The sequence below is a fragment of the Bacteroides gallinaceum genome, from assembly GCF_030373775.1.
GTDB classification, from domain to species: domain Bacteria; phylum Bacteroidota; class Bacteroidia; order Bacteroidales; family Bacteroidaceae; genus Phocaeicola; species Phocaeicola excrementipullorum.
The window spans coordinates 61777-88117 of sequence record NZ_JAUDEN010000015.1; the positions used below are offsets into that span (position 1 = coordinate 61777).

19 protein-coding genes are annotated in these 26341 nt (G+C 49.2%); 13 read left to right on the plus strand and 6 right to left on the minus strand.

The features are described from left to right. The first annotated feature begins 47 nt into the window (after positions 1–47). The 5 genes from QUW60_RS09580 (at position 48) to QUW60_RS09600 (ending at position 5750) form a co-directional block, all read left to right on the plus strand. On the plus strand, positions 48–632 hold the full coding sequence (locus QUW60_RS09580; protein WP_289560108.1) for a porin family protein: 585 nt from the start codon (positions 48–50) through the stop codon (positions 630–632). An 85-nt stretch (positions 633–717) separates the two neighbouring features. After that, positions 718–3174, plus strand: coding sequence for a replication restart helicase PriA (gene priA, locus QUW60_RS09585; protein ID WP_289560110.1), 2457 nt, complete (start codon positions 718–720; stop codon positions 3172–3174). 51 nt (positions 3175–3225) lie between these two features. After that, on the plus strand, positions 3226–3948 hold the full coding sequence (locus QUW60_RS09590; protein ID WP_289560112.1) for a phosphatase: 723 nt from the start codon (positions 3226–3228) through the stop codon (positions 3946–3948). 43 nt (positions 3949–3991) lie between these two features. Then, the gene (locus tag QUW60_RS09595; RefSeq protein WP_258336752.1) at positions 3992–4468 is read left to right on the plus strand and encodes a low molecular weight protein-tyrosine-phosphatase; all 477 of its coding nucleotides are present in this window, start codon (positions 3992–3994) and stop codon (positions 4466–4468) included. A gap of 61 nt (positions 4469–4529) precedes the next feature. Then, positions 4530–5750, plus strand: a complete 1221-nt coding sequence (locus QUW60_RS09600) for an anaerobic sulfatase-maturation protein (RefSeq protein WP_289560115.1) — start codon at positions 4530–4532, stop codon at positions 5748–5750. A 97-nt stretch (positions 5751–5847) separates the two neighbouring features. Here QUW60_RS09600 and QUW60_RS09605 read toward each other — a convergent pair whose 3' ends face one another. The 5 genes from QUW60_RS09605 to QUW60_RS09625 form a co-directional block, all read right to left on the minus strand. Beyond that, complete coding sequence (locus QUW60_RS09605; protein WP_289560117.1) at positions 5848–8139, minus strand: hypothetical protein; 2292 nt, start codon at positions 8137–8139, stop codon at positions 5848–5850. Positions 8140–8345: 206 nt separating this feature from the next. Continuing rightward, on the minus strand, positions 8346–10559 hold the full coding sequence (locus QUW60_RS09610; RefSeq protein ID WP_289560119.1) for a hypothetical protein: 2214 nt from the start codon (positions 10557–10559) through the stop codon (positions 8346–8348). 12 nt (positions 10560–10571) lie between these two features. Then, positions 10572–12296: a hypothetical protein gene (locus QUW60_RS09615; protein WP_289560121.1), complete on the minus strand. Its 1725-nt coding sequence runs from the start codon at positions 12294–12296 to the stop codon at positions 10572–10574. A 341-nt stretch (positions 12297–12637) separates the two neighbouring features. After that, the gene (locus QUW60_RS09620) at positions 12638–13624 is read right to left on the minus strand and encodes a DUF362 domain-containing protein (protein WP_289560123.1); all 987 of its coding nucleotides are present in this window, start codon (positions 13622–13624) and stop codon (positions 12638–12640) included. 58 nt (positions 13625–13682) lie between these two features. Beyond that, positions 13683–15512: a TonB-dependent receptor plug domain-containing protein gene (locus QUW60_RS09625; protein WP_289560149.1), complete on the minus strand. Its 1830-nt coding sequence runs from the start codon at positions 15510–15512 to the stop codon at positions 13683–13685. A gap of 440 nt (positions 15513–15952) precedes the next feature. On the opposite strand from QUW60_RS09625, the gene QUW60_RS09630 reads away from it, so the two are divergent. Together QUW60_RS09630 and QUW60_RS09635 are read left to right on the plus strand one after the other, a co-directional pair. Beyond that, complete coding sequence (locus QUW60_RS09630) at positions 15953–16840, plus strand: helix-turn-helix domain-containing protein (RefSeq protein WP_375337929.1); 888 nt, start codon at positions 15953–15955, stop codon at positions 16838–16840. Between the two features lie 37 nt (positions 16841–16877). Then, complete coding sequence (locus tag QUW60_RS09635) at positions 16878–17387, plus strand: ECF transporter S component (protein WP_258336764.1); 510 nt, start codon at positions 16878–16880, stop codon at positions 17385–17387. A gap of 375 nt (positions 17388–17762) precedes the next feature. Here QUW60_RS09635 and QUW60_RS09640 read toward each other — a convergent pair whose 3' ends face one another. Further along, on the minus strand, positions 17763–19142 hold the full coding sequence (locus tag QUW60_RS09640; RefSeq protein ID WP_258336765.1) for an alkaline phosphatase: 1380 nt from the start codon (positions 19140–19142) through the stop codon (positions 17763–17765). 272 nt (positions 19143–19414) lie between these two features. Here QUW60_RS09640 and bamI point away from each other — a divergent pair, with 272 nt between their 5' ends. From bamI to murI, 6 genes are all read left to right on the plus strand, one after another. Next, entirely contained in the window at positions 19415–20806 is a 1392-nt protein-coding gene (gene bamI / locus QUW60_RS09645) for a BamI family beta-barrel-assembly machinery protein (protein WP_289560126.1), read from the plus strand. A 28-nt stretch (positions 20807–20834) separates the two neighbouring features. Continuing rightward, complete coding sequence (locus QUW60_RS09650) at positions 20835–21566, plus strand: isoprenyl transferase (protein ID WP_258336767.1); 732 nt, start codon at positions 20835–20837, stop codon at positions 21564–21566. Between the two features lie 9 nt (positions 21567–21575). Continuing rightward, on the plus strand, positions 21576–24227 hold the full coding sequence (bamA, locus tag QUW60_RS09655) for an outer membrane protein assembly factor BamA (protein WP_289560127.1): 2652 nt from the start codon (positions 21576–21578) through the stop codon (positions 24225–24227). 12 nt (positions 24228–24239) lie between these two features. Beyond that, positions 24240–24755 (plus strand): OmpH/Skp family outer membrane protein, encoded by a 516-nt coding sequence (locus QUW60_RS09660; protein WP_258336769.1) that lies wholly within the window; start codon positions 24240–24242, stop codon positions 24753–24755. Between the two features lie 70 nt (positions 24756–24825). Next, on the plus strand, positions 24826–25392 hold the full coding sequence (locus QUW60_RS09665) for an OmpH/Skp family outer membrane protein (RefSeq protein WP_258336770.1): 567 nt from the start codon (positions 24826–24828) through the stop codon (positions 25390–25392). 92 nt (positions 25393–25484) lie between these two features. Then, on the plus strand, positions 25485–26330 hold the full coding sequence (gene murI / locus QUW60_RS09670; RefSeq protein WP_258336771.1) for a glutamate racemase: 846 nt from the start codon (positions 25485–25487) through the stop codon (positions 26328–26330). The last annotated feature ends 11 nt before the right edge of the window (positions 26331–26341 follow it).

Below are 26341 nucleotides of genomic sequence, written 5' to 3' on the forward strand. Positions count from 1 at the left end.
TGGAAAAACTTTCTTATATTTGTCCCGTTCACTAAACGAAAGAAATTATGAAAAAGATTTTTTCCGCTTTAATGCTTATGGCTTGCCTCTGCCTGGCCATGCCGGCACAAGCCCAGTTAAAGTTCGGTGTAAAGGCCGGTCTGAATGTATCGAAAGTATCCATATCAAAAGAAGTGTTCAATCCGGACAACCGGACAGGATTCTTTATCGGTCCCACAGCTGATGTCACCCTGCCGCTGCTCGGCCTTGGTCTGGACGCTTCGCTCTTGTACAACCAGTTCGGCATTGATACGGAAGAAGGCTCTACAATGAAGAAGAGCATCGAAATCCCTGTCAACGTGAAATGGAACTTCGGGTTCAGCAGCGTTGTCGGAGCATACGTTGCCGTAGGTCCTCAGTTCGGATTCAACGTAGGGCACAGCTGGTTTAAAGACATCTGCGAGTTCAAGAAAAAGACCACCAGCTTCAACGTTGGCGCAGGACTGAACCTGTTCAGCCACTTCCGCATCGGTGCTAACTACAACTTCGGCCTGAAAGACAACGGAATTATGGTAAAGGACGAATCCGGAAGCGTAACCCAGGACGGATTCAAGCACAACACGTGGCAGATATCACTTGCCTACATGTTCTGATTCCACTGAAAAAGAAATTGCATGCAACTCCGTTTATCTGCCGAAACAGGAAGCAGGAAACGGAGTTTCTTTGTATCTTTGCCCTATGAAGAAATATGTCGATGTCATAGTGCCTCTGCCCGTAGCGGGTCAATTCACTTATTCTGTCCCTGAGAGTCTGGCGGAAAAAGTGCAATGGGGAAGCCGTGTCATCGTTCCCTTCGGAGCCAAAAGATATTACACCGGAATTGTAATCCAGACAGACTCCACGCCATCGGCCAATTACGAAATCAAGGAAGTGACCGAAGTGCTCGACAACCATCCTATTCTGCTGAAACACCAATATGAGTTCTGGAAATGGATGGCCGGTTATTACCTCTGCACAACAGGGGATGTCTACAATGCAGCCATTCCTTCCGGCTTGAAGCTGGAGAGCGAAACGCGTGTGGAGGGGAATCCTGAATTCGAGGCGTCCGGACCGTTGCCCGAAAAAGAGCAGAAAGTGCTCGACCTGCTCGCGAACAAAAGCCTGAATATCTCGCAGCTCGAAAAGACGGCACAAACAAGAAACCTGATGCCTGTCATCAGGTCGCTTCTCGAAAAAGACGCGATACGGATCAAAGAAGAGCTGAAGCTGAACTACAAGCCGCGCACAGAAACCCGGGTCCGCCTGACCGAAAAGATGCGGAACGAAAGAAACATTCATCTGCAACTGGACATGCTGAAACGCGCAACCAGGCAACGAGAGGTGCTGCTGAAGTATCTGGAGTTGTCGGAATGGGAAGAGGGATGCGAACCCAAAGAAGTTTCGCGGGAAAAGCTGGCCGAAGCAGCAGGAGCTTCATCCGGCATTCTGAACGAACTGACAGCCAAAGGAATCCTTGAAACATACGAACATGAAACCGGAAGACTTGATCTGGAGGCGAAAGAAACAAGTCCGGTAAATGCTCTCAGCCCGATCCAGCAGGCAGCGTTTGACTCCATTCTCCGCTCGTTCGGGCAAAAGGATGTGTGCCTGCTCCATGGAGTAACATCCAGCGGAAAGACAGAAATCTATATCCACCTGATACAGAAGGCTCTTCAAGCAGGGAAACAAGTGCTCTATCTGCTCCCGGAAATCGCACTGACCGCCCAAATCACCGAACGGTTGAGAAGAGTGTTCGGCAGCCGCCTGGGAGTTTATCATTCCAAGTTCCCTGACGCGGAACGAGTGGAAATATGGCAGAAGCAATTGTCCGACACTCCTTACGAGGTGATTCTGGGAGTGCGCTCGTCCATATTCCTGCCTTTCAAACGGCTGGGACTGGTAATCATTGACGAAGAGCACGAAACGTCCTACAAGCAGCAGGATCCGGCTCCCCGCTATCATGCCCGCAATGCCGGAATCATGCTGGCATCCATGTTCGCCGCCAAGACATTGCTGGGAACCGCCACGCCAAGCATCGAAACCTATTACAATGCCGAACAAGGAAAATACGGACTGGCTGAACTGACAGAACGCCACCGGCAGATCCGGCTTCCGCACATCGAGCTGGTAGACATCAAGGAGCTTGCCCGCAAAAAACGGATGACGGCGCAATTTTCTCCTTTCCTCCTGCAAAAGATAAAAGAAGCCCTGGACAACAAAGAGCAGGTGATTCTCTTTCAGAACCGCCGCGGCTTTGCCCCGATGATTGAATGCCGCACTTGCGGATGGGTGCCCAAATGCAAGAACTGTGACGTGAGCCTGACTTACCACAAAAGGCTGAACCAACTGACCTGCCACTATTGCGGCTATACTTATCAGGTGCCCGAGGCATGTCCGGCCTGCGGAGGGACCGAACTGACTAACCGCGGATTCGGCACCGAGAAAATAGAAGATGATATCCGGCTGCTGTTTCCGGATGCGCGCGTGGCCAGAATGGATCTGGATACCACACGCACCCGGACAGCTTATGAGAAAATCATTGCGGATTTTGAAGACGGAAAGACAGATATCCTGATAGGCACGCAAATGGTGTCAAAAGGACTTGACTTCGACAAAGTAAGCGTGGTGGGCATTCTGAATGCCGACTCCATGCTCAACTACCCCGACTTCCGTTCGTATGAGCGCGCTTTCCAGCTTATGGCCCAAGTGGCAGGAAGGGCAGGAAGAAGGGACAAGCAGGGGCTGGTGGTCTTGCAGACAAAATCACCCGATTTGCCGCTTATCCGGCAGGTGCTGGACAATAACTATCGGCAAATGTATGAAGACCAACTGGCCGAACGGCACCTGTTCAGATACCCGCCCTTCTACCGGCTCATCTATGTATACCTGAAACATCGGAAAGAAGACGTATTGGAACAGGCAGCTTCGCAGACAGCAGTCTACTTGCGCAACGGGCTGAAAGAAAGGGTGCTCGGTCCGGACAAACCGCCTGTAGCAAGAATACAGACCCTGTTTATCCGGAAAATAGTAATCAAAATAGAACAACAGGCATCAATGAGCAAAGTGAAGAAATACCTGACGGAAGTACAGCAAGCCATTACGGCAGACGAACGCTTCCGTACTGTAAACTTTTATTACGATGCAGACCCTATGTAACTACCGGTGCAGACTCATCTGCTTAAATTATGAACGCTAAAAAAGACAGATATGAAAATCGAGTTAGACGTACATACACACACCATCGCTAGCGGACATGCCTTCAGCACGATTCAGGAAATGGCGCAGGCAGCCGCAGACAAAGGACTGAAACTGCTGGGCATCACAGAGCATTCGCCCGGCATACCGGGAAGCTGTGCTCCTATTTATTTCCGCAACCTTTACATTGTTCCGCGAAACATGTACGGCATCGAACTGATGCTGGGAGCAGAAATCAACATACTCGACACGGAAGGAAATCTCGACTTTGACGAACATTACCTGAACATGCTCGATATCCGTATAGCCGGAATCCATTCGCTCTGCTATACGCCGGGCACTCTCGAAGAAAACACACAGGGGATGATAAACGCCATAGCGAATCCTTATATTCACATTATCAGCCATCCGGGGGATGGTACGGCCAAACTGCTGTTTGAACCGATCGTACAGGCTGCAAAAGAGCATCACACCCTGCTTGAAATCAACAACAGCTCACTGCGCCCAAGCCGGCATAAGGTGGAGGCCAGGCCCAACAACCTGGAAATACTCCGCCTGTGCAAACAGTACGAAGTACCGGTTATCTTAGGAAGCGACGCACACATTTCGTTCGATATCGCCACATACGACTTCGCGCTGGAATTGGTAAACGAGGCGGAGTTTCCTGAAGAACTGATAATAAACACAGACGTAAAGAAATTCAAGGATTATCTGAACATGAACAATCAGGTATGACATTCCATTATTCATTATCAATTGCCAATTATTTGCTGCTTACATGAAATATAAAATACTTTTTGTCTGCCTCGGAAACATATGCCGCTCGGCATCTGCAGAAGAGATCATGAGAACGCTCCTCAAGAAGGAAGGACTGGAGAATGAAATCGGAGTAGACTCCGCCGGCATCAGCGGCTACCATGAAGGTGACCTGCCCGATGCAAGAATGCGTGCGCACGCTGCAAGAAGAGGCTATCGCCTGACTCATCGTTCACGCCCTGTACGGACCGACGACTTCTACTATTTCGACCTGATTCTGGGAATGGACGACAGCAACATTGATGCCCTGCGCGAAAAAGCTCCCGACTTTGAAACGGAGAAGAAAATAGGCCGCATGACAGATTTCTGCAAGGTCAAGATCGCTGACCATGTTCCTGATCCTTATTACGGCGGGGCACAGGGCTTCGAAAATGTGCTTGACATCCTCGAAGACGCTTGCCGGGGGCTGCTCGACAAGATAAAAGAAATGCCGGACTGACGATGCCTCTCCGAGTATGCTTAACCATTAATTACTAACGCTTAAATTCCAACTACCCCAAATGATTACTGCTCCATTTGCCAGACCGATGTATATCATGACGAAACCGATAGGTGCCGTCTGCAACCTGGCTTGCGACTATTGCTATTACCTCGAAAAATCCAACCTGTATAAAGACATCTCAAAACACATAATGAGCGATGCGCTGCTGGAGAAATTCATCCGCGAATACATTCAGTCGCAGACAATGCCGCAAGTGCTCTTCACATGGCACGGCGGAGAAACGCTGATGCGCCCGCTGAGCTTCTACAAGCGCGTTATGGAATTGCAGAAAAGATATGCGGAAGGACGGACCATCGACAACTGCATCCAGACAAACGGCACACTGCTGAACGATGAATGGTGCGAATTTTTCCGGACGAACAACTGGCTGGTAGGAGTTTCAATCGACGGTCCGCAGGAGTTCCACGACGAATACCGGAAGAACCGGCAGGGACGTCCTTCGTTTGTTAAAGTAATGCAAGGCATCCGCCTGTTGAACAAGCACGGAGTGGAATGGAACGCACTGGCGGTTGTGAACGACTTCAACGGCGATTATCCGCTTGACTTCTACCATTTCTTCAAAGAAATAAACTGCCGCTATATCCAGTTCACGCCCATCGTAGAAAGAATCAGTCCCCATGCCGACGGCAGACATCTGGCCTCTCCGCTTGAGGAAAACGAGAAGCTGGCCGATTTCTCCATCTCACCCGAACAATGGGGAAACTTTCTCTGCACCATCTTTGACGAATGGGTACGCAACGATGTGGGCAACTACTTCATCCAACTCTTCGATTCAACGCTGGCCAATTGGGTCGGAGAACAGCCGGGAGTATGTACGCTGGGAAAATGGTGCGGTCACGCCGGAGTAATGGAGTTTAACGGAGATGTCTATTCGTGCGACCATTTTGTTTTCCCTGAGTTCAAGCTAGGCAACATTCACGAAAAGACGCTGGTAGAAATGATGTACGGGGAAAAGCAGCAGAGATTCGGACGGATGAAACAAGAGGGACTTCCTTCGCAGTGCCGGGAATGCGAATACCTTTTCGCCTGCAACGGGGAATGCCCGAAGAACCGTTTCATGCGGGCTGCCTCCGGAGAACCGGGACTGAACTACCTTTGCAAAGGGTATCATCAGTTTTTTAAACATGCCGCCCCCTACATGGACTACATGAAAAAAGAATATCTGGCACAGCGCGCTCCCGCAAATGTGATGGAAGCCATCAAAAAGGGAGAAATCTGAAACATAAAAAAACAGGACGTATGAAGATGCTGAATTTCGATTCGTTAAATCTGCGGGTACTGCATCTTCATACGTCCATCCTTTCATCCGGCCACCATTATTCGAGATACCCGTAGATATATTCTACCGGCGATTTCTTAAATCGCAAAACACGCGAATTGTTTGCTCCTGCCCCGTTCTTGTTGAGATACAGGTTATCCAGGCCTCCTGCAATATACCACCCCTGCCCCGTTGCAGAACTCATCGCAAACAGGATGTTATTATAATGGTCTGCATGCCTGATTCCGTCTGAATTCCACTGAGCGGAAGCACCGTACCACGTAATTCCTTCATGCTCCGGAAAATCCGGGCTCGACATCCGGCAGATAATGATATTCTGCATCGGAACTGTGCCAAGCTGCAGGCCGTTACGCCAAAAACGCTCACGGTTTACAATCTCGTGGCCTTCCCAGGGGACTTTCAGCTTATGTGAGCCGTTCCACATCATCCAGATATAATCAGTGGCATCAAACACCCGGTTGAATTCTTCAAACGACGGAAGCTCATATCCCTCAGGCGACAAAGCGTTGGCCGGCAATTTGTTCAGATGAACCTTCTCTCCATTATTATATCCAGCAAGCACGAGCTTGCCGCCATCATCTACCACTTCCATTCCCATTCCGCTGTCGCCCATGTATTCCCATCTCCACAAATCCAGAAAGTCTTCTGCCGGACAAGACGCAAGGTAGTCATACACAGTCTTGCCTGCCATCTCTGCCGGATCCGACGACGACAGAATCTGGTCGTCGAATGATTTCGAATTTCCGCGGGCATTGTATTTGCACCACCATACCCCATGGAACCAGGTGACGGGAAGGCCGTAATTCCGGCGCTTGACTACATACTCTTCACGTCGTGAAGCATCCTCTTTATCGCTTATCACCAGGCGGGCCGCCTGCACACGCCCGTCGGCTGTTTTGTCGTTCGGCTTCCAGCCGGCTATTACACGGCAAGCACCCGAAGAATCTCTCCCGTCGATCTTTATCCAAGGATCCTCGCCTCTATCAAACTCAACAGAAAGCTGCTTGCCATCCGGCAACGACAGAACGCCAAGTTCATTATCGATATAACGCCCGAAATCGCAAGCGTAAGTTTCCGGATCAAAAGCCAGCAGGCCGGAAACTGTCACCGGATTCGGAGATGCTGAAAGCCTGATGCAATCTTCCGGGTATGCATTTGTCAGACCTTTGCGGCGAAACTGAAGCACGACCTCCTCCTGCGGATGGTTCGGCACATACAGCGGCTTGCGCACCCTATACAGATTCGCACCTGTTTGCGGAACAGCCTCAACCTGCACGAGTGCACTTCCTTCGGCAGAAACCAGTTCAAGCTCGTTGTCGCAATCGACGCCAAATACAAAATCCGTTGCCGCATGCGGAAGTTTCAGCGTGCTTCCTTCATCCGCCACTTCCACTCCCTCCGGCAAAACGGAGGCCGAAGCGATCTTCAGCCGGCTGCTCACCGACACATCCAAGTCTATATGCTCTTTATTCCACTCTTCAATGCTAAGCTGCAGACCTTGTTCTTCGTTTTTCACTTTCACCACATAAACTGAATTACGTCTGATGACCTCAGGCATTTTTTCTTCAAGACGGACCGGACTGCCGGACACTTTCGCATCAATGCAGACTTTCAGCTCCGGATTAGCCTGCTCGTAAACATGAACGACTCCCAGACTGTCGCTTGTCAAGGGCGAAGAGAAACGTACCACATGGTCGCCGTATACGGCATCTTCAGGTACAGTCACCGACTCCTGCGGAAAGCAATAGGCATCCTGAAGCGCATTCTTCAAAGTCAGCGACTCTACCTCTATCGACTGATCCGGTTCAATCTGCAAGTCAAAACGGGCAATGCCCCGCTTCAGTACAAGCGTTGAGGAGGACACGCGGCTTTCACCAGCGGACAAGTCCAAACTGCCGGTCGCAAAATGTTTCAATTCACCGCCTTTCATCTTCACCGTCGCCTTCAGCCATTCCTGCTCTGTCAAAGTTCCGACAACAGCATCCCGCATGTCCATAGCCAGACCGTCTTCTGCTGCCACGGCATACAAACGCCCTGAAACCTTATCCAGCTTCAGTTCATACCCTTCCCCCGAGAAAGGAATCTGCTCCCACACTTCCGACAGGATGCCGTTCTCAAAAAGCCAGGCCTTCACTGATGTCAAGCGGTCATCCCTTTCTGCCAGCGAATCGCCGGCAGAAGAGGCAGGAAAAGCGTAAAACTTTATCTTGACCGAAGAGGCAGCAGGAGGAGAAACTCCAGGAGCCTCCTCGTCGGCACACGACTGAAAAAGAAGAACTGCCAAAAACAGGCAAACGGTAACTTTCAGAAATAGTTTATTCAATTGCATGATTACTTGTTTTTTCGTTAATAAAAAATGACATGTCAGATAGACAAAGTACGATATGTCCGGATAATCTGTATCTCCAGGCTAGAGATATACATCTCCAGCTTAAGGATGTGTATCTCCAGCCTGAAGACATACATCTTTATCCTAAAGACAGACTTATCCACGAGGCAATCCGAAAATCATGCCTGCACAGGACAGACCGGCTGTCAGTCATAAATATACTCCACAGCATTCTTCACGCACCGGATGGTCCGTGTCTTCTGACTGTTCTGAGGCACAAACTTGAACCAGTTGTTACCCGGATTTTCACTCGAAGCATATCCTTCCATGCCCCATGTGTTCGACGAATGCCCATAAGTGGCGAACAAGATGTTCATCCGGGCGATACTTCCGGGCGTCGTATTCCACTGATGGCCCAGCCCGTACAAGACCCAATGGTTTCCATCCTGCTCAAAGTCATAAAAGGAAACAACGCCGAAATGATTTCCCAAAAACGACACATCACGTTCGGCAACCGTCACGTTCAGGCGCTGGCCCGTTTTGTTGTTGAACGGACGTGAACCGACACCGCCCAAATTCACATTATCTCCCCACGAAAAGAAAGCATAATCCTCATAACTCGGAATCCGGTAACCGTCAGGAGCCATTTCAGACGGATCCATCGTGCCAAAATTCTGTCCGGAAGACTTCATCCCGTCATAATAGAAGCTGTTTCCGTTATGCGACAGAGGCAGTCCGTCATTGTTTCCTCCCTGATATTGATGCCCCATCAAAGCCAGCAGTTCGCTCTCGCTACAGCTCATCAGGTATTGCGCCAGATTTTCTTGCGTCGCCGGATCGCTCTGGATGAGCACCTGATCCTCAAAACGCTTTACATTTCCGCGCAGATTATACTTGCACCACCATGTGCCATGGATGTTCACCACCGGCAATCCCCAGTTGACGCGCCGCACCGTATAGACTTCCCGATGCAGACCGTCTGTACCGGAAATCACAATCTTTCCTTCCTGCACACGCCCGTCCGCCTCCGGATCGTTCGGTTTCCATCCTCCCAGCAAACGCCAGGAGCCTTCCTCATTCTGATCCAGTTTCATCCAATGGGGCGAATCTCCGGCAAACTCCAGGCGGATTTCCCTGCCTTCCGGCAATGTGATCATCCCCAACTCACCGTCTATATAGCGGTTGAAGTCGCATATTCCATCCGAATCAAAACGGATCTGTCCTTCCAGTCTCACCGGACTTCCCTCAAAGACAAGCACAACTCTTGCAGCATATGTGTCCCGGCTATATACATCCAGATAAATGTACTCCTTTTTTGTGCCCGGCATACGCACTTTGCTTGAAACTGACACTTCAGCTACTTTTTGCAGAGTGCGCGCTGCAGTCTGGTTCACAATCACTCCGTCAACAGTGCCCTCCACTTTTATTCTGGCACCTTCTTCGCCCAATAAAGCCAGCCGAAAGTCAGAACCATAATAAGGAACATGCACCGTATCGTTTGTCGCATTGATCCGCACGCCGCCGGACAATTCAGATGCGGACGCATCAATCACTCCCAGCGGACGATTTTCAGAAACGGTTCCGTCACCAGACTCCCAATCTCCTGCAATGACATCCACTTTTGCCGAAGCCCCCAGACCGCTCACCTGCAAATCATAAACCGTGTTTCTTCTGATCGTTTCAGGCAGTCGCGCTTCCAAACGCTGCCAGGAACCGTTGCAGTTCAACAGAATCTCTACTGCCAGCCCCGCATTCTTCTGTTCGGCCATATAAAACAAAGGTTCGCTCCGGTTCATGAAACAGCCATCTTCAAACACTTTCTCAAAATCGGTCTTCTCGTCTGTTTCGGGCGTACGGACAACCTCCGACTCATTCATATAGCCGTTTGTCAAGACATTGCGCACCGCCACACTTTTTACAGACACTCCCTTGGCAAACGATGACAAATCAATCCGCGCCACGCTGCGTTTCATGAGTACGGATTTCGTATGCTTGCCTTCAACCGCCATGCAGCCGGTCATAGGAAGCACCTCCAGTGACAGTGAAGGGAAAGAAACCTCCAGCTCCATGAAATCGTCCAGTAAGGATACGCCCGGCTTCAGTTTATCCAGTCCTTCGGCAGCTCCGGCATTCGCAAGAAAATACAGATCTCCCTTCTCTCTTTTCGGAACGAAAGCACACATGCCTTCTTTATCCAACGCCAAGGACGGAAAGACCTCTGCCAGCACTCCATCCTCGAAACGGAATCCCTGCAAGTCCTTTATATCAACTTCTGCATCACTGCCACAAACGCCCGGCATACCGGATATTTTCAACTGGGCCGCTATTGTTCCTTGCGGCAACTCACCGGCCACATCCTCTTTCTGACTACAGCTAACCAGCAACAGCAAACTGAATATCAAATATAGATTGTATTTCATCAGGTTCATCTTTTAATATTTGTTCGGATTGTTCTTACTGTTCAAATAATCGGGAGAATCAACAGGCATCTCATGAATATGAGTCACATAAAACCTGTTCATCAGTTCTTGAGCCCAAGGCCCGTAGGTAAACGCGCTGCTGTGTGAATATCCCATCACATGTCCCAGCTCATGAAACATCACCTCACACGCATACGTATCTGTATAATGATTAAACCATCCTCCTTGCCATGCGCCGAACACACTGCCGCCTCCCAGTCCGTACACATTGTTTCCCGTGTAAACCAGACCCACACTCAGCGAACGCTCCTGGCGCATTTGCTTCAGCACTACATCAGCCGTCACCTTATCACCCACTCCCCCATTGCCATAAAGGCGGTCTTCGTTGGCACGCAATATTTCCTCGTGCTCGGGCATATCAATCATATAAGTGAAGTTAATGAACAGGGCAACCGCCTCCCGGCAATGCACCGGGCGAATGCCCATCCAGTTACCGGCCGGTCCGCCGTCAGCCTTGTCGGGGTCACCTCCATACAGGTTGAAAGAAACATTCCATCCGTGTTTAATCTTCTGGAGCTTGTCCCAATAAGCATCGTCTGCCTCTATCTTCAGTTCCATATTCCGAAGTTCCTCCTTCTCAAACCGGGACAGCGTAATATACCGTCCGGATTCTGTCTGATAGACCCCCTCGCGGAGCAGCAGAGGCATCTCCTGATAGAAATCAGCAAAAGCAGGCAACGATTCAAAGTATGCCAGATTGAAGAACTCATTTTCCGCAGATGGAATCCGTGCCTTCACCAGCACCTTACGAAGCTCCCGGGGCGAATAGAAACGTAAATGCAAACGGCCGTCCTCGGCAACATTTGCCTGAAGCGGTCGGGACGTATTGAACGAACGCTGCCGGGAATCCGCATAGACTTCTTTCGGCTCGCCATCCTGCAGAATCCGCTGATAGTCTCCTTCCCTGTATGCTTCTTCCGTAAAATACATAAGCCCCTGGCTGTCGTCGGGATGATCTACCGACGTATGAATCTGTCCGATCCGGTTTGCAGATACAGACACGCTGTCGAAGACAAAAACCCTGCGCACCTGATCGCCCCGGTAACCGCGCGTACAGACTTCTACTTCGCCCCTTAAAGAAGAGCCTGAAACAGCAGGCAGGAAAAGATAAGACGTTGCGGAACTCAAATCCAACTCCTGCGCAAATCTGCCGGTTTCGCCGACATAATTCCCATTGCCCGACAAGCCGGTATAGAAACGCCCTTCTTCCAGCCTGGCTTTTTGCGAAACGACTGCATTGCGCACATAAACATTATTAAAAGATAATGAAAAATCCACACGCCCTACGATACGGCGCAGCATCACATTCTGGGAGAAGGCGACCGTTTCCTCTTCTCCCGCCGGACCTTTCACTGCATTCACGCTGAAAGGCGTCCGTGAATAGAAGTATTCCGCAGACAAGGGTCGGCGCAAATCAGACGGGAAAGTTATCCATTCATCCGTTTCATCACGCAACCGATGAATCACAGCACCATCTTCTTCTCCTTGTCCTCTGATTCCGAGCAACAGCAAATTGTACTCTCCCTTTTTCAGTCCTTCAAGATGGAGTTCCGCCGAGGCAGGCTCATACATGCCTTTCAGATTCTCCACCACTTTCCCCTCATCATCGGTCACATACCACTCCACTCTGTCATAGTCAGTCTTCTGTACAGATAAGGAACGGCTTTTTTCTTCCACACACGCATTGTCATAACTGGCAGTTTGCAGACGGAAGACAAAACCTTCCTGCTCTGTTCTTGAAGAATCCCTCCAATCGGTTTGCTCACAGGCCACCAAAAATAAACTGCAAATAAAAGCACTCAAAAAACTTTTTTTCTCCATTTGTTTTTAGTCAGTCTAGTTATAAACCCCATTATTTCAAAGCTGCCGGCCAAATTCGCGCATCTGCGCCGACATTGCATTTAGAACAACAAAAAAATCCGCTTTGTTCTACAGACAAAACGGATTTCGGTTTTTAAACGACCTCCTGTATTTTTTGACATTCACGGCACCCAGCGGATGTCAGAGCCTCATTCTCATCAGTCAAGCTTTACCAATTCATATTTCTGGCTGCCCATACCCAACTGCTCCGCATACTCCAGCGTATGCATGCCATGGCGTGAATCAATGCGCTCAATCAGGTGAATTTTTCCATGATCATCCGAAGCTCGGACAAGATCAGTGCAGGCACGGTCGAGAGCAACCGGATCAAGTGAAGCCAAAATGCCGATATCTCCCATTTTCGGATCTTCCGGCGAAGCATCACAATCGCAGTCTACCGACAGATTGTTTGCGACACTGATATAAAGGATATTCTCGCCACAATGGTCAGCTACGGCTTTTGCAGCCTCGGCCATCGATTCCAGAAAATCATCCTGCGCCGGAAGGTTGCTCCACACTTCGGCCGGATTCTTGCTCTTTCCGGCGGAATGAATCCAGGCTTTTCCTTTCGAGGAAGCAATGCCTATCGACATATTCTTGATAGCTCCGCCGAAACCTCCCATGGCATGCCCTTTAAAATGGGACAAGATCACCGTAAAATCATAATTCAGATAATCCTTTCCTACAAAGTCTTCCTTCAAATGCCGGCCTCCATTCACAGGAATAGCCACCTCCCCTCCGGCATCCATGATTACGACCGGAGCGATTGCCGTAAACCCGTGATCCTTAGCTGCCTTCAGATGGCTTTCCGTATCTGCGCGTCCGCCTCCATAAGCCGTATTGCATTCTACAATTGTCCCGTTCACCAGCTTCACAAGATCCTTGATCAATGACGGCTGCAGAAAATTGTGCCCGCCCGGTTCTCCGGTACTGACCTTCACGGCAACCTTTCCATTAGCCTCACGCCCAAGCACCTTATAGATCTTTACCAGATTCTCAGCGTTTATATCCTTATACATATACACTTTCGGAAGACCGCTTTCCGTTTTCCGAGTCCCAGCTTCTGCCGACTGGGCACATGCGCTGCCCGACACGGTCATACAAACGAAGGCCCCGCACAAAAACATTCTGAATAACTTTTTCATAAACGACATAATGAATTCATTCAACAAATGGATATTTAGTATTTCTTCAGATTCACGATTAAAGTCTGATGCTTATTCCACCCAGGAACGTAGCTTTCGGCATCGGATAGCCCAGCATGATTTCATAACGCTGCGCCAGCAGATTCTCGCCGCGTACATACAGTGAGGCCCAACGGCAAAGGCGATAGTCGGCACGAACATTCCACAGCACGAAATCTTCTGTAACCTCCGGAGAAATGGAAGTATAAAGTCCCCTGATATACTGCACCCCTGTCGAAACACCCCAACGTCCTTTGCGGAAATCCGCTCCTGCATACAGCTTATGCTCGGGTGCCGAAATTACAGGATTTTCCATATGCACCCAACTGTAATTGGCATTCACATTCCACCACGGACTGATGCGGTAAGACACATTGCCTTCCAGTCCCCAGTTTTCTATCTCCCCGCTGTTCACATTCATCGGCCTGCCATCCACACGGGTTGTCATGATCAGATTATCTCCGTTGATATAATACAAGTTGGCACCGTACCTCAAATCACCGTCCAGCAACTGGTGAGTGAATGAAAGTTCATAGTTCATCATCCGTTCAGGCATCAGATCCGGATTCTGCGGAGGGAACATATACATTTCGCGGATAGTCGGATTGCGGAAGCCTTTGCTCACCATCGCTTTCAGCTCTGCATGCCTCGGGAGATGAAAGGCAAGGCCGCCTTGTGGAACCCATTCCGTACCCACATGCGAATGATGGTCAACACGTACTCCTGCATTCAACGACAGCCACGCGCCGATATCCTGACGGAAATCCACATAGCCTGCAAATTCATCCTGCTTCTTGTCCACCCCCGGCACCCGGCTTCCGTCGGCAATCACCTCATTCCACGACTCGCCTCCGAAATGCTGATAGTCAAACCCCACGGTCAAGCGGTTTCCCTCATACAATTCTGCACTCTGATACCATGACACTCCCATCATCAGATCCTTTGAATGGAACAATGATTCCTGCGGCTGTTCGCCCGGGTGATAACCGTCGTCTATCTTGTGACGACCCCAATTATAGAAAAAGCTCAACGCTCCGGAAGTACGCCCGTAATGGTTTTCCAGCATGGCAGAAGCCATACCTCGCGTAATATGCGAATCGTTGTCAATCAGCGGAGAAGTTATTTCTCCTGGATTTGAAGCGTTGAAATGGGTTACGTTTACATCTCCCCACAGCTTCCAGTTGTCTGTGAAATCATATCCCAGTTTGGCATAGCCGCCATATTGTTCAAATCCCATATCAGCCCGATGTCCGTCAGTACGGTTATACGAAGCGGAAACCACACTGCTGAACCGTCCTTTCTTCACCCGGTTTACAGCCTCCGTCTGCAATGTTCCATACGAACCGGCACCTATATTAATATGTGTATCTGTTCCATCCTCGCGTTTCTTCTTTGTCACGATATTAATGACTCCTCCCATCGCATTCGAGCCATAAAGCACAGAAGCCGGACCGCGCAGCACCTCCACCCTATCTGCCAGCATGGTCTGATACGAATCGGAAATGGGATGGCCGAACAGCCCCATATACTGCGGATGCCCGTCAATCAGCACCAGCATCTGCGCGCTTCCCGACATTCCCCGCAAGCTGAGTCCGCCGGCAGCTCCGGTCGACACGCCATAGCCCATCACCCCACGGCTGGTAACAAACAGCCCGGGAACCTGCTCAGCCAGAGCCGGCAGGACAGAAGGCTGGTAACGGCGGGCGAGCTGGTTTTGCCCGACAACAGAAACCGTCATAGGCAGATGCCGAACATCTGTTTCATTCCGCGTGCCGGTGACAACGACCTCATCCAAAGGAAGCACCTTCTGAAAAGAAAGCGAATCAACCGGTTCTTCCGCCAACGCCATTCCCGGAAAAACGATACATGCAAAAGCAAACACAACAACAGAACGTTTTTGCAAACCCATAAAATCAAATCAAATTAAATCAATGAATAATAAAAGAGAGCGTGCCAAACCGTCACCTGCATCATCATACCGATGAAGTCTGGCACATCTCTCCGTCAGAGCTATGAAGAATCTGGCGGACCATTTGCGTGAGTCCGCTTTCCATTCTGGAACATTGCAAAAATAAGGCATTTGAACCAGGCGGAGCGTACATAAATTACTGAAAAAACAACCCCATTTACAGAAAATCCCGATTCCTTGCGTGAAAAAACGAGAAACTCTGTAAGCAAGGTTGTTTAATCAGTAATTCTGGTAATGCATATTCCAAAATATCCCCTTATTTTTGTAACTGCAAAATAACGATAGAGTTTTATCTGTTTGAGATGAAAACTGTGAATGATATTTTAGACATAAAAGACGTGTGCGAATGCAACCGCTGCCTCGGAAGCAAGACCTTGCATCCGCAGGCAAGCCTCATCAACCTGGAGAATCCCGATTTTGAAGAGAATTTCGTAAAGTTCGAGTTTTACGCCATTCTGCTGATCGAGGACTGCACGGACAACTGCAACTGCTGCGGACGCAGGGATTATGACTTCTCGAATGCCACAATGGTATTCCTCACGCCCGGCGAAGTGTTTCGGATGAACACCGAAAACACATTGCCGGACAAGGGACTGCTGCTGGCATTCCACCCCGACCTGCTGTTCCGGACCACATTAAACAACCACATTGACAACTATACGTTCTTCTTCTACCGCAAGGAAGAGGCTCTTCATCTTTCACAGCGCGAAAAATCGACCGTTGCACGCTGCTTCGATGCCATCGGGCAAGAACTTCACCACGACATCGACTCGCACAGCAGCACGCTGATATCACGCCTGATCGAACTGCTGCTCGACTATTGCTCGCGCTTTTACGAACGGCAGTTCATCACCAGAGAGGAAAAGAACAAGGCCATTATAAAGAAGTTCAACAGCTTCATCGACAACTATATCGCTTCGGGGCAGATGCAGGAAGGAAAGTTCCCCACGCCGGAATACTGCGCGACTCCACTGAATCTCTCTGCCGCCTATTTCAACGACCTTCTGAAATTCGTGACAGGAAAGACATTGGACGAATATCTACAGTTCAAACGGCTGGAAGCTGCCCGACAGATGCTGGCCAAGTCTGAAAACACCCCTGCTTCGGTAGCGAAACTGCTGGGATTCCCCAACGTCAGCCGGTTCTGCTACATCTTCAAGCAGATTACGGGGATGTCACCCAACGAGTACCGGAACTCCAGGAACTGACAATTATTTTTCTAACCTCCAATAAAACACTGTTATTATGGAAACAACTGTAAAACTTTATTCATTGCCTTACAACAATGTAAAAACTTACCTGACAGCATTGCTGTTCATTGCAGGCAACCTTGTTCTTCCACAACTCTTCCACCTGATACCTCAGGGAGGAACAACATGGCTGCCCATTTATTTCTTCACCCTCGTTGGAGCCTACAAATACGGATGGAAAGCCGGACTGCTGACTGCCGTTGCGTCACCGCTGCTCAATTCATGGCTGTTCGGCATGCCTATGCCTGCCGTACTTCCAGCCATTCTGCTGAAATCAGTGATCCTGGCTATTGCTGCAGGATATGCCGCCCGCCGCTTCCGAAAAATCACCCTGCCCCTTCTGCTTGCAGTTGTACTCACTTATCAAATTCTGGGGACATTAGGCGAATGGGCCATGACTGGCAATTTCTATGATGCCGTTCAGGACTTCCGAATCGGCATACCGGGGATGCTGCTGCAAATTGCCGGCGGCTATGCCGTAATCAGATACCTCATACGCAAGTAAAGGCAAGCGTCTGACAAGCCCCAAACCGAAAACAAACAAAAGGCGCAAGCCCGCTGACAATCTATTCTTCAGCGGATTTGCGCCTTTCGGTTATGCCGGCATTCAAACGTTCAACACCGCACATCCGATATAAACGGGGAACGGTCTGCTCTCCCTATCAGAAAGCTTCTTTGCCCGACTCATGGAAAAAAAGCGGCCATTCTCGGAGAAATCTGCATCCCTAAGCTGGAGATATAAATCTCCAGACTGAAGACGTACATCTCGATGCTGAAGCTGCATGTCTTTAACCTGAAGACCAACTTTTCTAACTAGAAATCCGGCTTTGCCTCCCGCACACAGAACAACGGCTTTCACATCGGGAAAATCCGAATCTCCTTATTTATACCCGCCGGCTTCAGCGATGCGCTTCGGAATGTCCGTATTGTCCATCTTGCCCATAAACTTCTCCGAGCCTGCCCCTACAGCATAAACGGGTACGTATTCGGCCGTATGGCTTCCCGTGGTCCAGCCCAATCTGGCAATCTGGCTCATCACTTTACGGGCAACAGCTGCCAAAGACTCAGAGCGGGCATACAACGTTTCGGTAAATTCTACCTTATGCTGCACAAACGACTTTTCGTATTCATCACGCAATGCACGCTCCTGCGACCAGTTCAGCGGCAGTTCCGTCCAGAATCCCATCGTTTCAGAAAGGAGCGCCTTCACCTGCTCCCAACTGACATCCTTGTTTCGGCGGAGATCCGTAATGCGCCGCGAAAGTTCTTCTTGAGATACCTTTTGATTTTCAAGCGCCTTCAAATTCAGAGTATATCCGCTTATGCCCATTCCCAGTCCGCCGGTTTCATGGTCGGCAGAAATCACGATCAATGTTTCTTTCGGATGTTTCTTATAGAACTCATATGCCACTTTCACGGCATTGTCAAAGTCAATCACTTCCTTTACAACCGTAGCCAAATCATTATTATGGCATGCCCAGTCGATCTTTCCGCCTTCCGCCATCAGGAAAAAGCCTTTGTTCTTCTCCTTCATCAGAAAGCCGACGGCAGCCTCAGTCATCTGCGCCAGCGTCATATCCCCATTCTTCCGGTCTATCGCATAAGGCAGGCTGTTCACATCATCTCCGGATTCCTGCAAAAGAAGGATTTTATCCGACTGAACCGATTTTGCCGCATATTCATCCATACCGTGCGCAATGGCATATCCGCCCTCCTCAATGACAGGCTCCAGCGAAACAGCCTTATCGCCCGACCTCAAGATTCCGGCTCCCGCAAAAAAGTCGAAATTGCTGGCCGGCAGCTCTTTCGCAAGCTCATCATACATGCCGCGGTCGGGCTGATGCCCGTAGAAAGCCGCCGGAGTGGCGTGGTTGATTCCCACCGTAGTCAGAACAGCCACCTTCTTTCCGCTCGCCTTCGCGCGCGTGGCAATGCTCCGGAGCGAACGCTTGCCGGCATCCACGCCGATCGCTCCGTTATAAGTTTTCGAGCCTGTGGCCAGAGCGGTGCCTCCGGCTGCGGAATCCGTTATGGGGTTCGAGGCCGAAAAGGATGTGGCGATACCTGCAACGGGGAAGCTTCCAAACATCAGCTTCTCAACTCCGATACGCCCCTGACCTGCCGCCAGATACATTTCGGTCGTATTCACCTGATTCACCCCCATTCCATCTCCGATAAAGAAGAACACATACTTGGCCTGCTGGGCATAAGTGCAGACACCTGCCAGCAGAAACAAAAACACATAAAAAATCCGTTTCATAAAAGTTATTGTTAAAGATTAATCGTCTGATGCAAATCTCTACAAAGATAAAGGAAATATAAAGTCTGTCCAAGCAAAGGAAACGAACACTTGAAGAACAAACGCATCTTGATTTTATCATAAACACAGAAAACGAATGAAAAAAAGTTTCGCAATACCTCATGAAACCATCTTCTACAATATAATTTTATATAAAACTTGCCTTAAAAGTACCAATCAGAGAAAAAACTTTCTACTTTTGCAACTTGTAAATAATTAGAACTCATTTGCAAATGAAAATAAGACTCTTACCATTGATTGCGGCATTCATTGCGGCAACTCCCTTAGTGACTTCATGTCTTGACAGCGAGGAGCAACAAATCTTGTACGACCCGGAAAGCAGCATCACAGGATTTTCTGTGGGTACGCTCCATATTGACCGGATGGGTAAAGACAGCAACGGAGAGGACAGTGCATATATAGACACGATCAACTGTTCCGAATATCCGTTTACAATCGACCAAATAAACCGCACTATCGAGAATAAAGATTCTTTTCCCGTTGGAACATATATAGATAAGGTAGTGACAAGCATCACTTACGATAGCGGAACGGGAATTCTGGTATACCGCCCGAAAGGTTCTTCCAATGATACGATCTGGTCTTCAACCGACTCAATCGACTTTACCGAGCCTCTGCAGTTTAAAGTATATATGTACAGTGGTTCGATGGGAAGACCTTACACTGTCAAGCTCAACGTGCATCAGATGGAACCGGATACCATCGCATGGAAAGACTTTACTGACCTGTCGTTCAGCGAACATGTCAGTCTGGACAAGCAAACCGCCCTGTCCGTAGACAAAAACATCTATGTCTTCGGAGAAAGCAACGGAAGTACATCCGTCTGGTATACAACAACAAGCAGCGGAAACTCAAGCCAATGGACTGAACTTACTTCTTCCGTTCCTGCCGATATAATAACCGAATCGGCAAAAGTATGGAACGGGAAGATCTACTTCTTAAGCGGGAATGACTCATACAACTTATACAGCCTTGACCCGGCGACCAATCAGTTTGCAAAGGAAGCAGGCATCACAGGCCTTACGCTTCTGGTTGCCCCTGACGACAAACTGGAAAGATTCTACGCGGTTAAGGACGGCGAAGTGGGATACTTCAACAGCAGCATGGAATGGACAAGCGACAGCCCCGCAACTGCAATATTCGGAAATGCGGAAGGCCGGATTTCATCTTATTCCGAACCGCTCTCATACAACGACGGAATCACACGCACAACCATTCTCGTAAACAGCAAGGTTGAAACAGATTCTGCACTTGTGTTCCAACGCCTGTCAAGCGAAAGCGCATGGACTGAAATAAAGCAGAATCAGGCAATGCCCAATCTGGAAAATATCTCTATGATACACTATGACGGCAAACTATATGCATTTGGAGGAGCAAACAGTTCACATACGGCTTTCGACTTCTTCTATAATTCAACCGACAACGGACTTACGTGGTGGAAGACAACAGAATGCATGTATTTTCCTGAAACATTCAAAGGATATTATGACTACGGAAGCTACTCGGCGACCGCAGACTCCGACAACTTCATCTGGATTGTCTGGGGCAATGGAAACATGAGCCGCGGACGGATCAACCGCTTAGGATTCGCTCCCAAATGGTAACTGAACGCAACTGAAAACTGAATGAACAATGTCATATAAGGATCAACTAGACATGAACCGCATCCCAACGCACATAGCCATCATCATGGACGGCAACGGACGCTGGGCAAAAGCACGCGGAGAGGCACGCACCGTCGGCCACCAGGCCGGAGCAGAAACTGTGCATGTCATCACCGAAGAAGCTGCGCGGCTGGGAGTGAAATACCTTACGCTCTATACTTTCTCGACTGAGAACTGGAACCGCCCGGTCGATGAAGTGGCGGCGCTGATGAGCCTGCTCATGGACTCGATAGAAGAAGAAACGTTCATGAAAAACAACGTCAGCTTCCGCATCATCGGAGAAAAAGAAAAGCTCCCCCAGAATGTGCGCACAAGGCTGGAGCAATGTATAGAACGCACAGGAAGAAACACGGGCATGTGCCTCACGCTGGCTCTGAGCTATTCGTCCAAATGGGAGCTGACAGAAGCTGCCCGACAGATAGCCAAAGAGGTGCAGGAAGGAAAAATGAAACCTGAAGACATCTCAGACAAAACCATCGACGCACATCTGAGCACCAGCTATATGCCGGATCCCGACCTGCTGATACGCACGGGAGGAGAAATCAGGCTCAGCAACTACCTGCTGTGGCAATGCGCCTACTCAGAGCTGTACTTCTGCAACACATTCTGGCCAGACTTCGGCAAAGAAGAATTATATAAAGCAATCTGTGACTACCAGAAAAGAGAACGCCGATTCGGCAAAATCAGTGAACAAATATAAAACAAAACAATGCGATACCGTCTTTTATTCATCTTATTGATTCTTACCTGCATCTCCTCGTTCACGGCAAAAGGATTTGCGCAAGATAATGATTCTACGGAAGTCGGACAGAAACCGGTAATCCTCTACAACGGAACTCCAAAGAAATACGAAATTGCCGACATCAAGGTCAGCGGAGTCAAGAACTATGAAGATTATGTGCTGATAGGCATTTCCGGACTGGCTGTCGGACAAACCATCACTGTGCCGGGAGATGATATCACATCAGCCGTAAAAAGATACTGGCGCCACGGACTCTTTTCTGACGTGAAGATTCTGGCAGACAAAATAGAAGACAACAAAATTTATCTGTCAATCCAGCTGAAACAGCGTCCGCGCATCACCGACATCGTAATTCATGGGGTGAAGAAGAGCGAACGGGAAGATCTGATGGCAAAGCTGGGCATGGCAAAGGGAACGCAGATTACGCCGAATCTGGTGGACCGTGCAAAAATCCTCATCAAGAAACACTTCGACGAAAAGGGATTCAAGAATGCGGAAGTCAACATCGTGGAGCGCGAAGACCCGGAAAACGCAGAACAGGTTTACGTTGACGTGAACATCGACAAGAAAGCCAAAGTGAAGGTACACAAGATTACCATCGACGGCAACATGGTGCTTACTGACAAGAAACTGAAGCGCACCATGAAGAAAACCAACGAAAAAGGAAAGCTCATCAACTTGTTCCGCCCGAAGAAGTTCATCGAAGAGCGTTATGAAGAAGACAAACAGAAGATCATTGAAAAATACAATGAGCTGGGATACCGTGATGCGCAAATCATGGAAGACAGCGTTTCGCAATACGATGAAAAGACCGTTGACGTATACATGAAGATTTATGAAGGACAGAAATACTACCTCCGCAACATCACATGGGTAGGAAATAAGGTCTATCCGTCAGACTTGCTGAACGAGCAGCTGCGCATGAAGAGCGGCGACGTATACAACCAGAAGCTGCTCAACGACCGTATTTCAAATGATGAAGACGCCATCGGAAACAACTACTATAACCGCGGTTATGTGTTCTATCACCTCGACCCGGTGGAAGTGAATATCGACGGCGACTCCATCGATCTGGAAATGCGTATAACCGAAGGACCGCAGGCAAGCATCAGTCACGTGAGAATCAACGGAAACGACCGACTGTATGAAAACATCGTCCGCCGTGAGCTGCGTACCCGTCCGGGAGACCTGTTCAGCAAAGAAGCGCTGGAACGTTCCTACCGCGAAATCGCGCAGATGGGACACTTCAACCCTGAAAATATCCAGCCCGACGTGCAGCCGAACTATCAGGACGGTACGGTAGACATCAACTGGGGACTGGAATCGAAAGCGAACGACCAGGTAGAATTCTCTGCCGGATGGGGACAGACCGGTGTCATCGGCAAGCTGAGCCTGAAGTTCACCAACTTCTCGTTCGCCAACCTGTTCAGAAAGAACAACAACTTCAGAGGCATTCTTCCGCAAGGCGACGGACAGACACTGACCATCAGCGGACAGACTAACGGACGCTACTACCAGTCGTACAGCGTTTCGTTCTTCGACCCCTGGTTCGGAGGAAAACGGCCGAACTCGTTCTCCGTTTCTGCCTTCTATTCAATCCAGACTGACGTAAGCAGCCAGTATTACAACTCTGCATACATGAACAACTACTATAATATGCTGAGCGGATACGGCTACTACGGAGGCTACGGAAACTATTACGACAACTACGAATCGTATTACGACCCCGACAAATCAATTAAGATGTTCGGCATTTCGGTTGGCTGGGGAAAACGTCTGCGCTGGCCAGACGACTACTTCACCCTGTCGGCAGAACTTTCTTATCAACGCTTTATGCTGAAAGACTGGAGCTATCTCTATATCCGCCTGAACAACGGCGACTATATGAACACAGGCAACTGCAACAACCTGAGCCTGAACCTGACACTGGCGCGCAACTCTACAGACAACCCGATCTTCCCGCGCCGCGGTTCCGAGTTCTCGGCTTCGCTGCAGATTACGCCGCCGTATTCGCTCTTCAGCAAGAAAGACTATTCGACTTACGGAAGAGATAACTACGAAGAGGCAGCCAGCATGTTCAAATGGATTGAATACCACAAATGGAAATTCAAAGCCAAAACGTATACTGCGCTGATGGATATCCAGAAATGCCCGGTCATCATGACCCGCACGGAATTCGGACTTTTGGGACACTTCAACAAGTACAAACGCTCTCCGTTTGAAACGTTCTATGTGGGAGGTGACGGTATGACGGGCTACAGCTACAACTACGCATCCGAAACGATAGCCCTGAGAGGTTATGAAAACGGCGCGCTCACACCCTACGGCGATGAGGGATATGCCTACATCCGCCTGGGAGCAGAACTCCGCTACCCGCTTATGCTCGAAAATTCCACCAGCATCTATGCTCTGGGATTTGTAGAAGCAGGTAACGCATGGAACAACGTAACCGACTTCAACCCGTTCAAGCTCAAACGTTCGGCCGGATTCGGTGTCCGCATCTTCCTCCCGATGATCGGTATGATGGGTATTGACTGGGCATACGGTTTCGACAAAATCAACGGTTCGATGCAGTATAGCGGAAGCCAGTTCCACTTCATCATCGGACAAGAATTCTAAAATGATATGATAATGAAACGATGTATCTTTTCAGCCTTGCTCCTGATTGCCTGCATGGCAACGGCAATGGCACAAAAATTCGCACTGGTAGACATGGAGTTTATCTCCAGACAGATCCCTGCGTTCAGCCAGGCTAACCAGCAGATGGAAGCCTTGTCAAAAGAATGGCAGAAGCAGATTGACGCCAAAGCCGATGAAGCGAAAAAGCTTTATGAGGAATATCAGAATACGGCCGACAAGCTGACCGCTGCACAGCGCACGGCAAAAGAAGAAGCGATAGTGGCCAAAGAAAAGGAAGCCGCCGAACTGCGCCAGCAATATTTCGGCCCGCAGGGAGAAATGATGAAAAAGCAGAAAGAGCTCCTTGGCCCGTTGCAGGACAACGTATACAATGCCATAAAAGCCATAGCTACGGAAAAAGGCTATGACGCTGTGATTGACCGTGCATCGGCTCAAAGCATGATTTTCGCTTCGCCGCGCATTGACATCAGCAATGAAGTGCTGGCCAGATTAGGATATTCAAATTAATTTTATAAATTTGCAGGCGGTACTTTGCTACATGCAATTAATTAAATAACAAAATAGAAAACTTAGAATTATGTTGAAGAGAATTGCTTTTTTACTTTTGCTTGTCGCACCGATGAGCGTATTTGCACAGAAATTTGCGTGCTATAAATCGATGGATGTAATTTCTGTCATGCCGGAGTTTGCAAAAGCGCAAACTGACATCCAGGCTATGCAGAAAACGTATGAAGATGAAATCAAAAGAACCTCAGACGAATTCAATAAAAAGTATGCCGAATATCAGGAAGAACAGAAGAACCTGCCTCAGAATATTCAGGAACGCCGCCAGAAAGAGTTGCAGGAACTGAGCGAAAAAGGCATGCAGTTCCAGCAGGATGCTCAGCAGCAGCTGCAGAAAGCATACACTGACATGATGGACCCGATCTACAAGAAGCTGGAAGATGCCGTAAAGGAAGTCGGAAAGTCAGGAGCATACACGCTGGTGTTCGATCTGAACCGCACAGATATTCCTTATATCAACGAAACGGAAGTAAAAGACATTACAAACGATATCAAGACTAAATTGGGCATCAGCCTGACAGCCGTTCCGTATACACCGGCTACACCGGCCGCTGCTACGACAACAGCTCCGGCAAACTAAAGACGGATTTGTAATACAGCATAAATGTCATTTCGAGTCTTACCCCTCGAAATGACATTCTTTTTATCCATTACACCTCAGATACACTGCCCATGTTTCCCCTATCTGCTCAGAAGACCGGCCCCATCGGCGTATTCGACTCCGGCTATGGAGGACTTACCATACTCGGAAAATTCCGCGAACTTCTTCCCCAATATGACTATTTGTATCTGGGCGACAATGCACGCACTCCCTACGGGACACGCTCGTATGAGATTGTATACGAATTCACACTCGAAGCGGTGAAGAAACTCTTCGAACTGGGATGCCCGCTGGTAATACTTGCCTGCAACACAGCCTCAGCCAAAGCACTTCGAAGCATCCAGCAAAACGACCTGCCTCATCTGGACCCGACAAGAAGGGTACTGGGAGTCATACGTCCGACAGCAGAATATATAGGGAATGTCACAAACACCCGTCATGTAGGCCTGCTGGCAACCGCCGGCACCGTAAAGTCCGAATCATATCCGCTGGAGATAAAGAAGATATTTCCCGACATACATGTGACAGGCGTTCCATGTCCCATGTGGGTACCGCTGGTGGAGAACAACGAATACAGTTCGGAAGGGGCGGATTTCTTCGTGCGCAAGTATATTGAGATGCTTCTGAACGAGGACCCGCAGATAGACACAATTATCTTGGGATGCACGCACTATCCGCTGCTGAAAGATAAGATCCGGCAGTATACGCCAGCGCATATCCGGCTGATATCGCAAGGGGAACTGGTTGCCGAGAGCCTGAAAGACTACCTGCACCGCCACGCAGACATGAATGCCCGTTGCTCGCACAACGGCCGTTGCGAGTTCCTTACAACCGAGTCAGTAGAGAAATTCCGCGAATCGGCATCCGTATTTCTACACGACACAGATGTAAATGTGAGAAGCGTGGTGCTGGAATAGCATCCACGGAT

What these genes read in the sequence shown, in the direction of transcription:
- QUW60_RS09580 (WP_289560108.1), top strand. Translation starts at nt 48, where the DNA reads ATGAAAAAGATTTTTTCCGCTTTAATGCTTATGGCTTGCCTCTGCCTG.
- priA (WP_289560110.1), top strand. Translation starts at nt 718, where the DNA reads ATGAAGAAATATGTCGATGTCATAGTGCCTCTGCCCGTAGCGGGTCAA.
- QUW60_RS09590 (WP_289560112.1), top strand. Translation starts at nt 3,226, where the DNA reads ATGAAAATCGAGTTAGACGTACATACACACACCATCGCTAGCGGACAT.
- QUW60_RS09595 (WP_258336752.1), top strand. Translation starts at nt 3,992, where the DNA reads ATGAAATATAAAATACTTTTTGTCTGCCTCGGAAACATATGCCGCTCG.
- QUW60_RS09600 (WP_289560115.1), top strand. Translation starts at nt 4,530, where the DNA reads ATGATTACTGCTCCATTTGCCAGACCGATGTATATCATGACGAAACCG.
- QUW60_RS09605 (WP_289560117.1), bottom strand. Translation starts at nt 8,139, where the DNA reads ATGCAATTGAATAAACTATTTCTGAAAGTTACCGTTTGCCTGTTTTTG.
- QUW60_RS09610 (WP_289560119.1), bottom strand. Translation starts at nt 10,559, where the DNA reads ATGAAATACAATCTATATTTGATATTCAGTTTGCTGTTGCTGGTTAGC.
- QUW60_RS09620 (WP_289560123.1), bottom strand. Translation starts at nt 13,624, where the DNA reads ATGAAAAAGTTATTCAGAATGTTTTTGTGCGGGGCCTTCGTTTGTATG.
- QUW60_RS09625 (WP_289560149.1), bottom strand. Translation starts at nt 15,512, where the DNA reads ATGGCGTTGGCGGAAGAACCGGTTGATTCGCTTTCTTTTCAGAAGGTG.
- QUW60_RS09635 (WP_258336764.1), top strand. Translation starts at nt 16,878, where the DNA reads ATGGAAACAACTGTAAAACTTTATTCATTGCCTTACAACAATGTAAAA.
- QUW60_RS09640 (WP_258336765.1), bottom strand. Translation starts at nt 19,142, where the DNA reads ATGAAACGGATTTTTTATGTGTTTTTGTTTCTGCTGGCAGGTGTCTGC.
- bamI (WP_289560126.1), top strand. Translation starts at nt 19,415, where the DNA reads ATGAAAATAAGACTCTTACCATTGATTGCGGCATTCATTGCGGCAACT.
- QUW60_RS09650 (WP_258336767.1), top strand. Translation starts at nt 20,835, where the DNA reads ATGTCATATAAGGATCAACTAGACATGAACCGCATCCCAACGCACATA.
- bamA (WP_289560127.1), top strand. Translation starts at nt 21,576, where the DNA reads ATGCGATACCGTCTTTTATTCATCTTATTGATTCTTACCTGCATCTCC.
- QUW60_RS09660 (WP_258336769.1), top strand. Translation starts at nt 24,240, where the DNA reads ATGAAACGATGTATCTTTTCAGCCTTGCTCCTGATTGCCTGCATGGCA.
- QUW60_RS09665 (WP_258336770.1), top strand. Translation starts at nt 24,826, where the DNA reads ATGTTGAAGAGAATTGCTTTTTTACTTTTGCTTGTCGCACCGATGAGC.
- murI (WP_258336771.1), top strand. Translation starts at nt 25,485, where the DNA reads ATGTTTCCCCTATCTGCTCAGAAGACCGGCCCCATCGGCGTATTCGAC.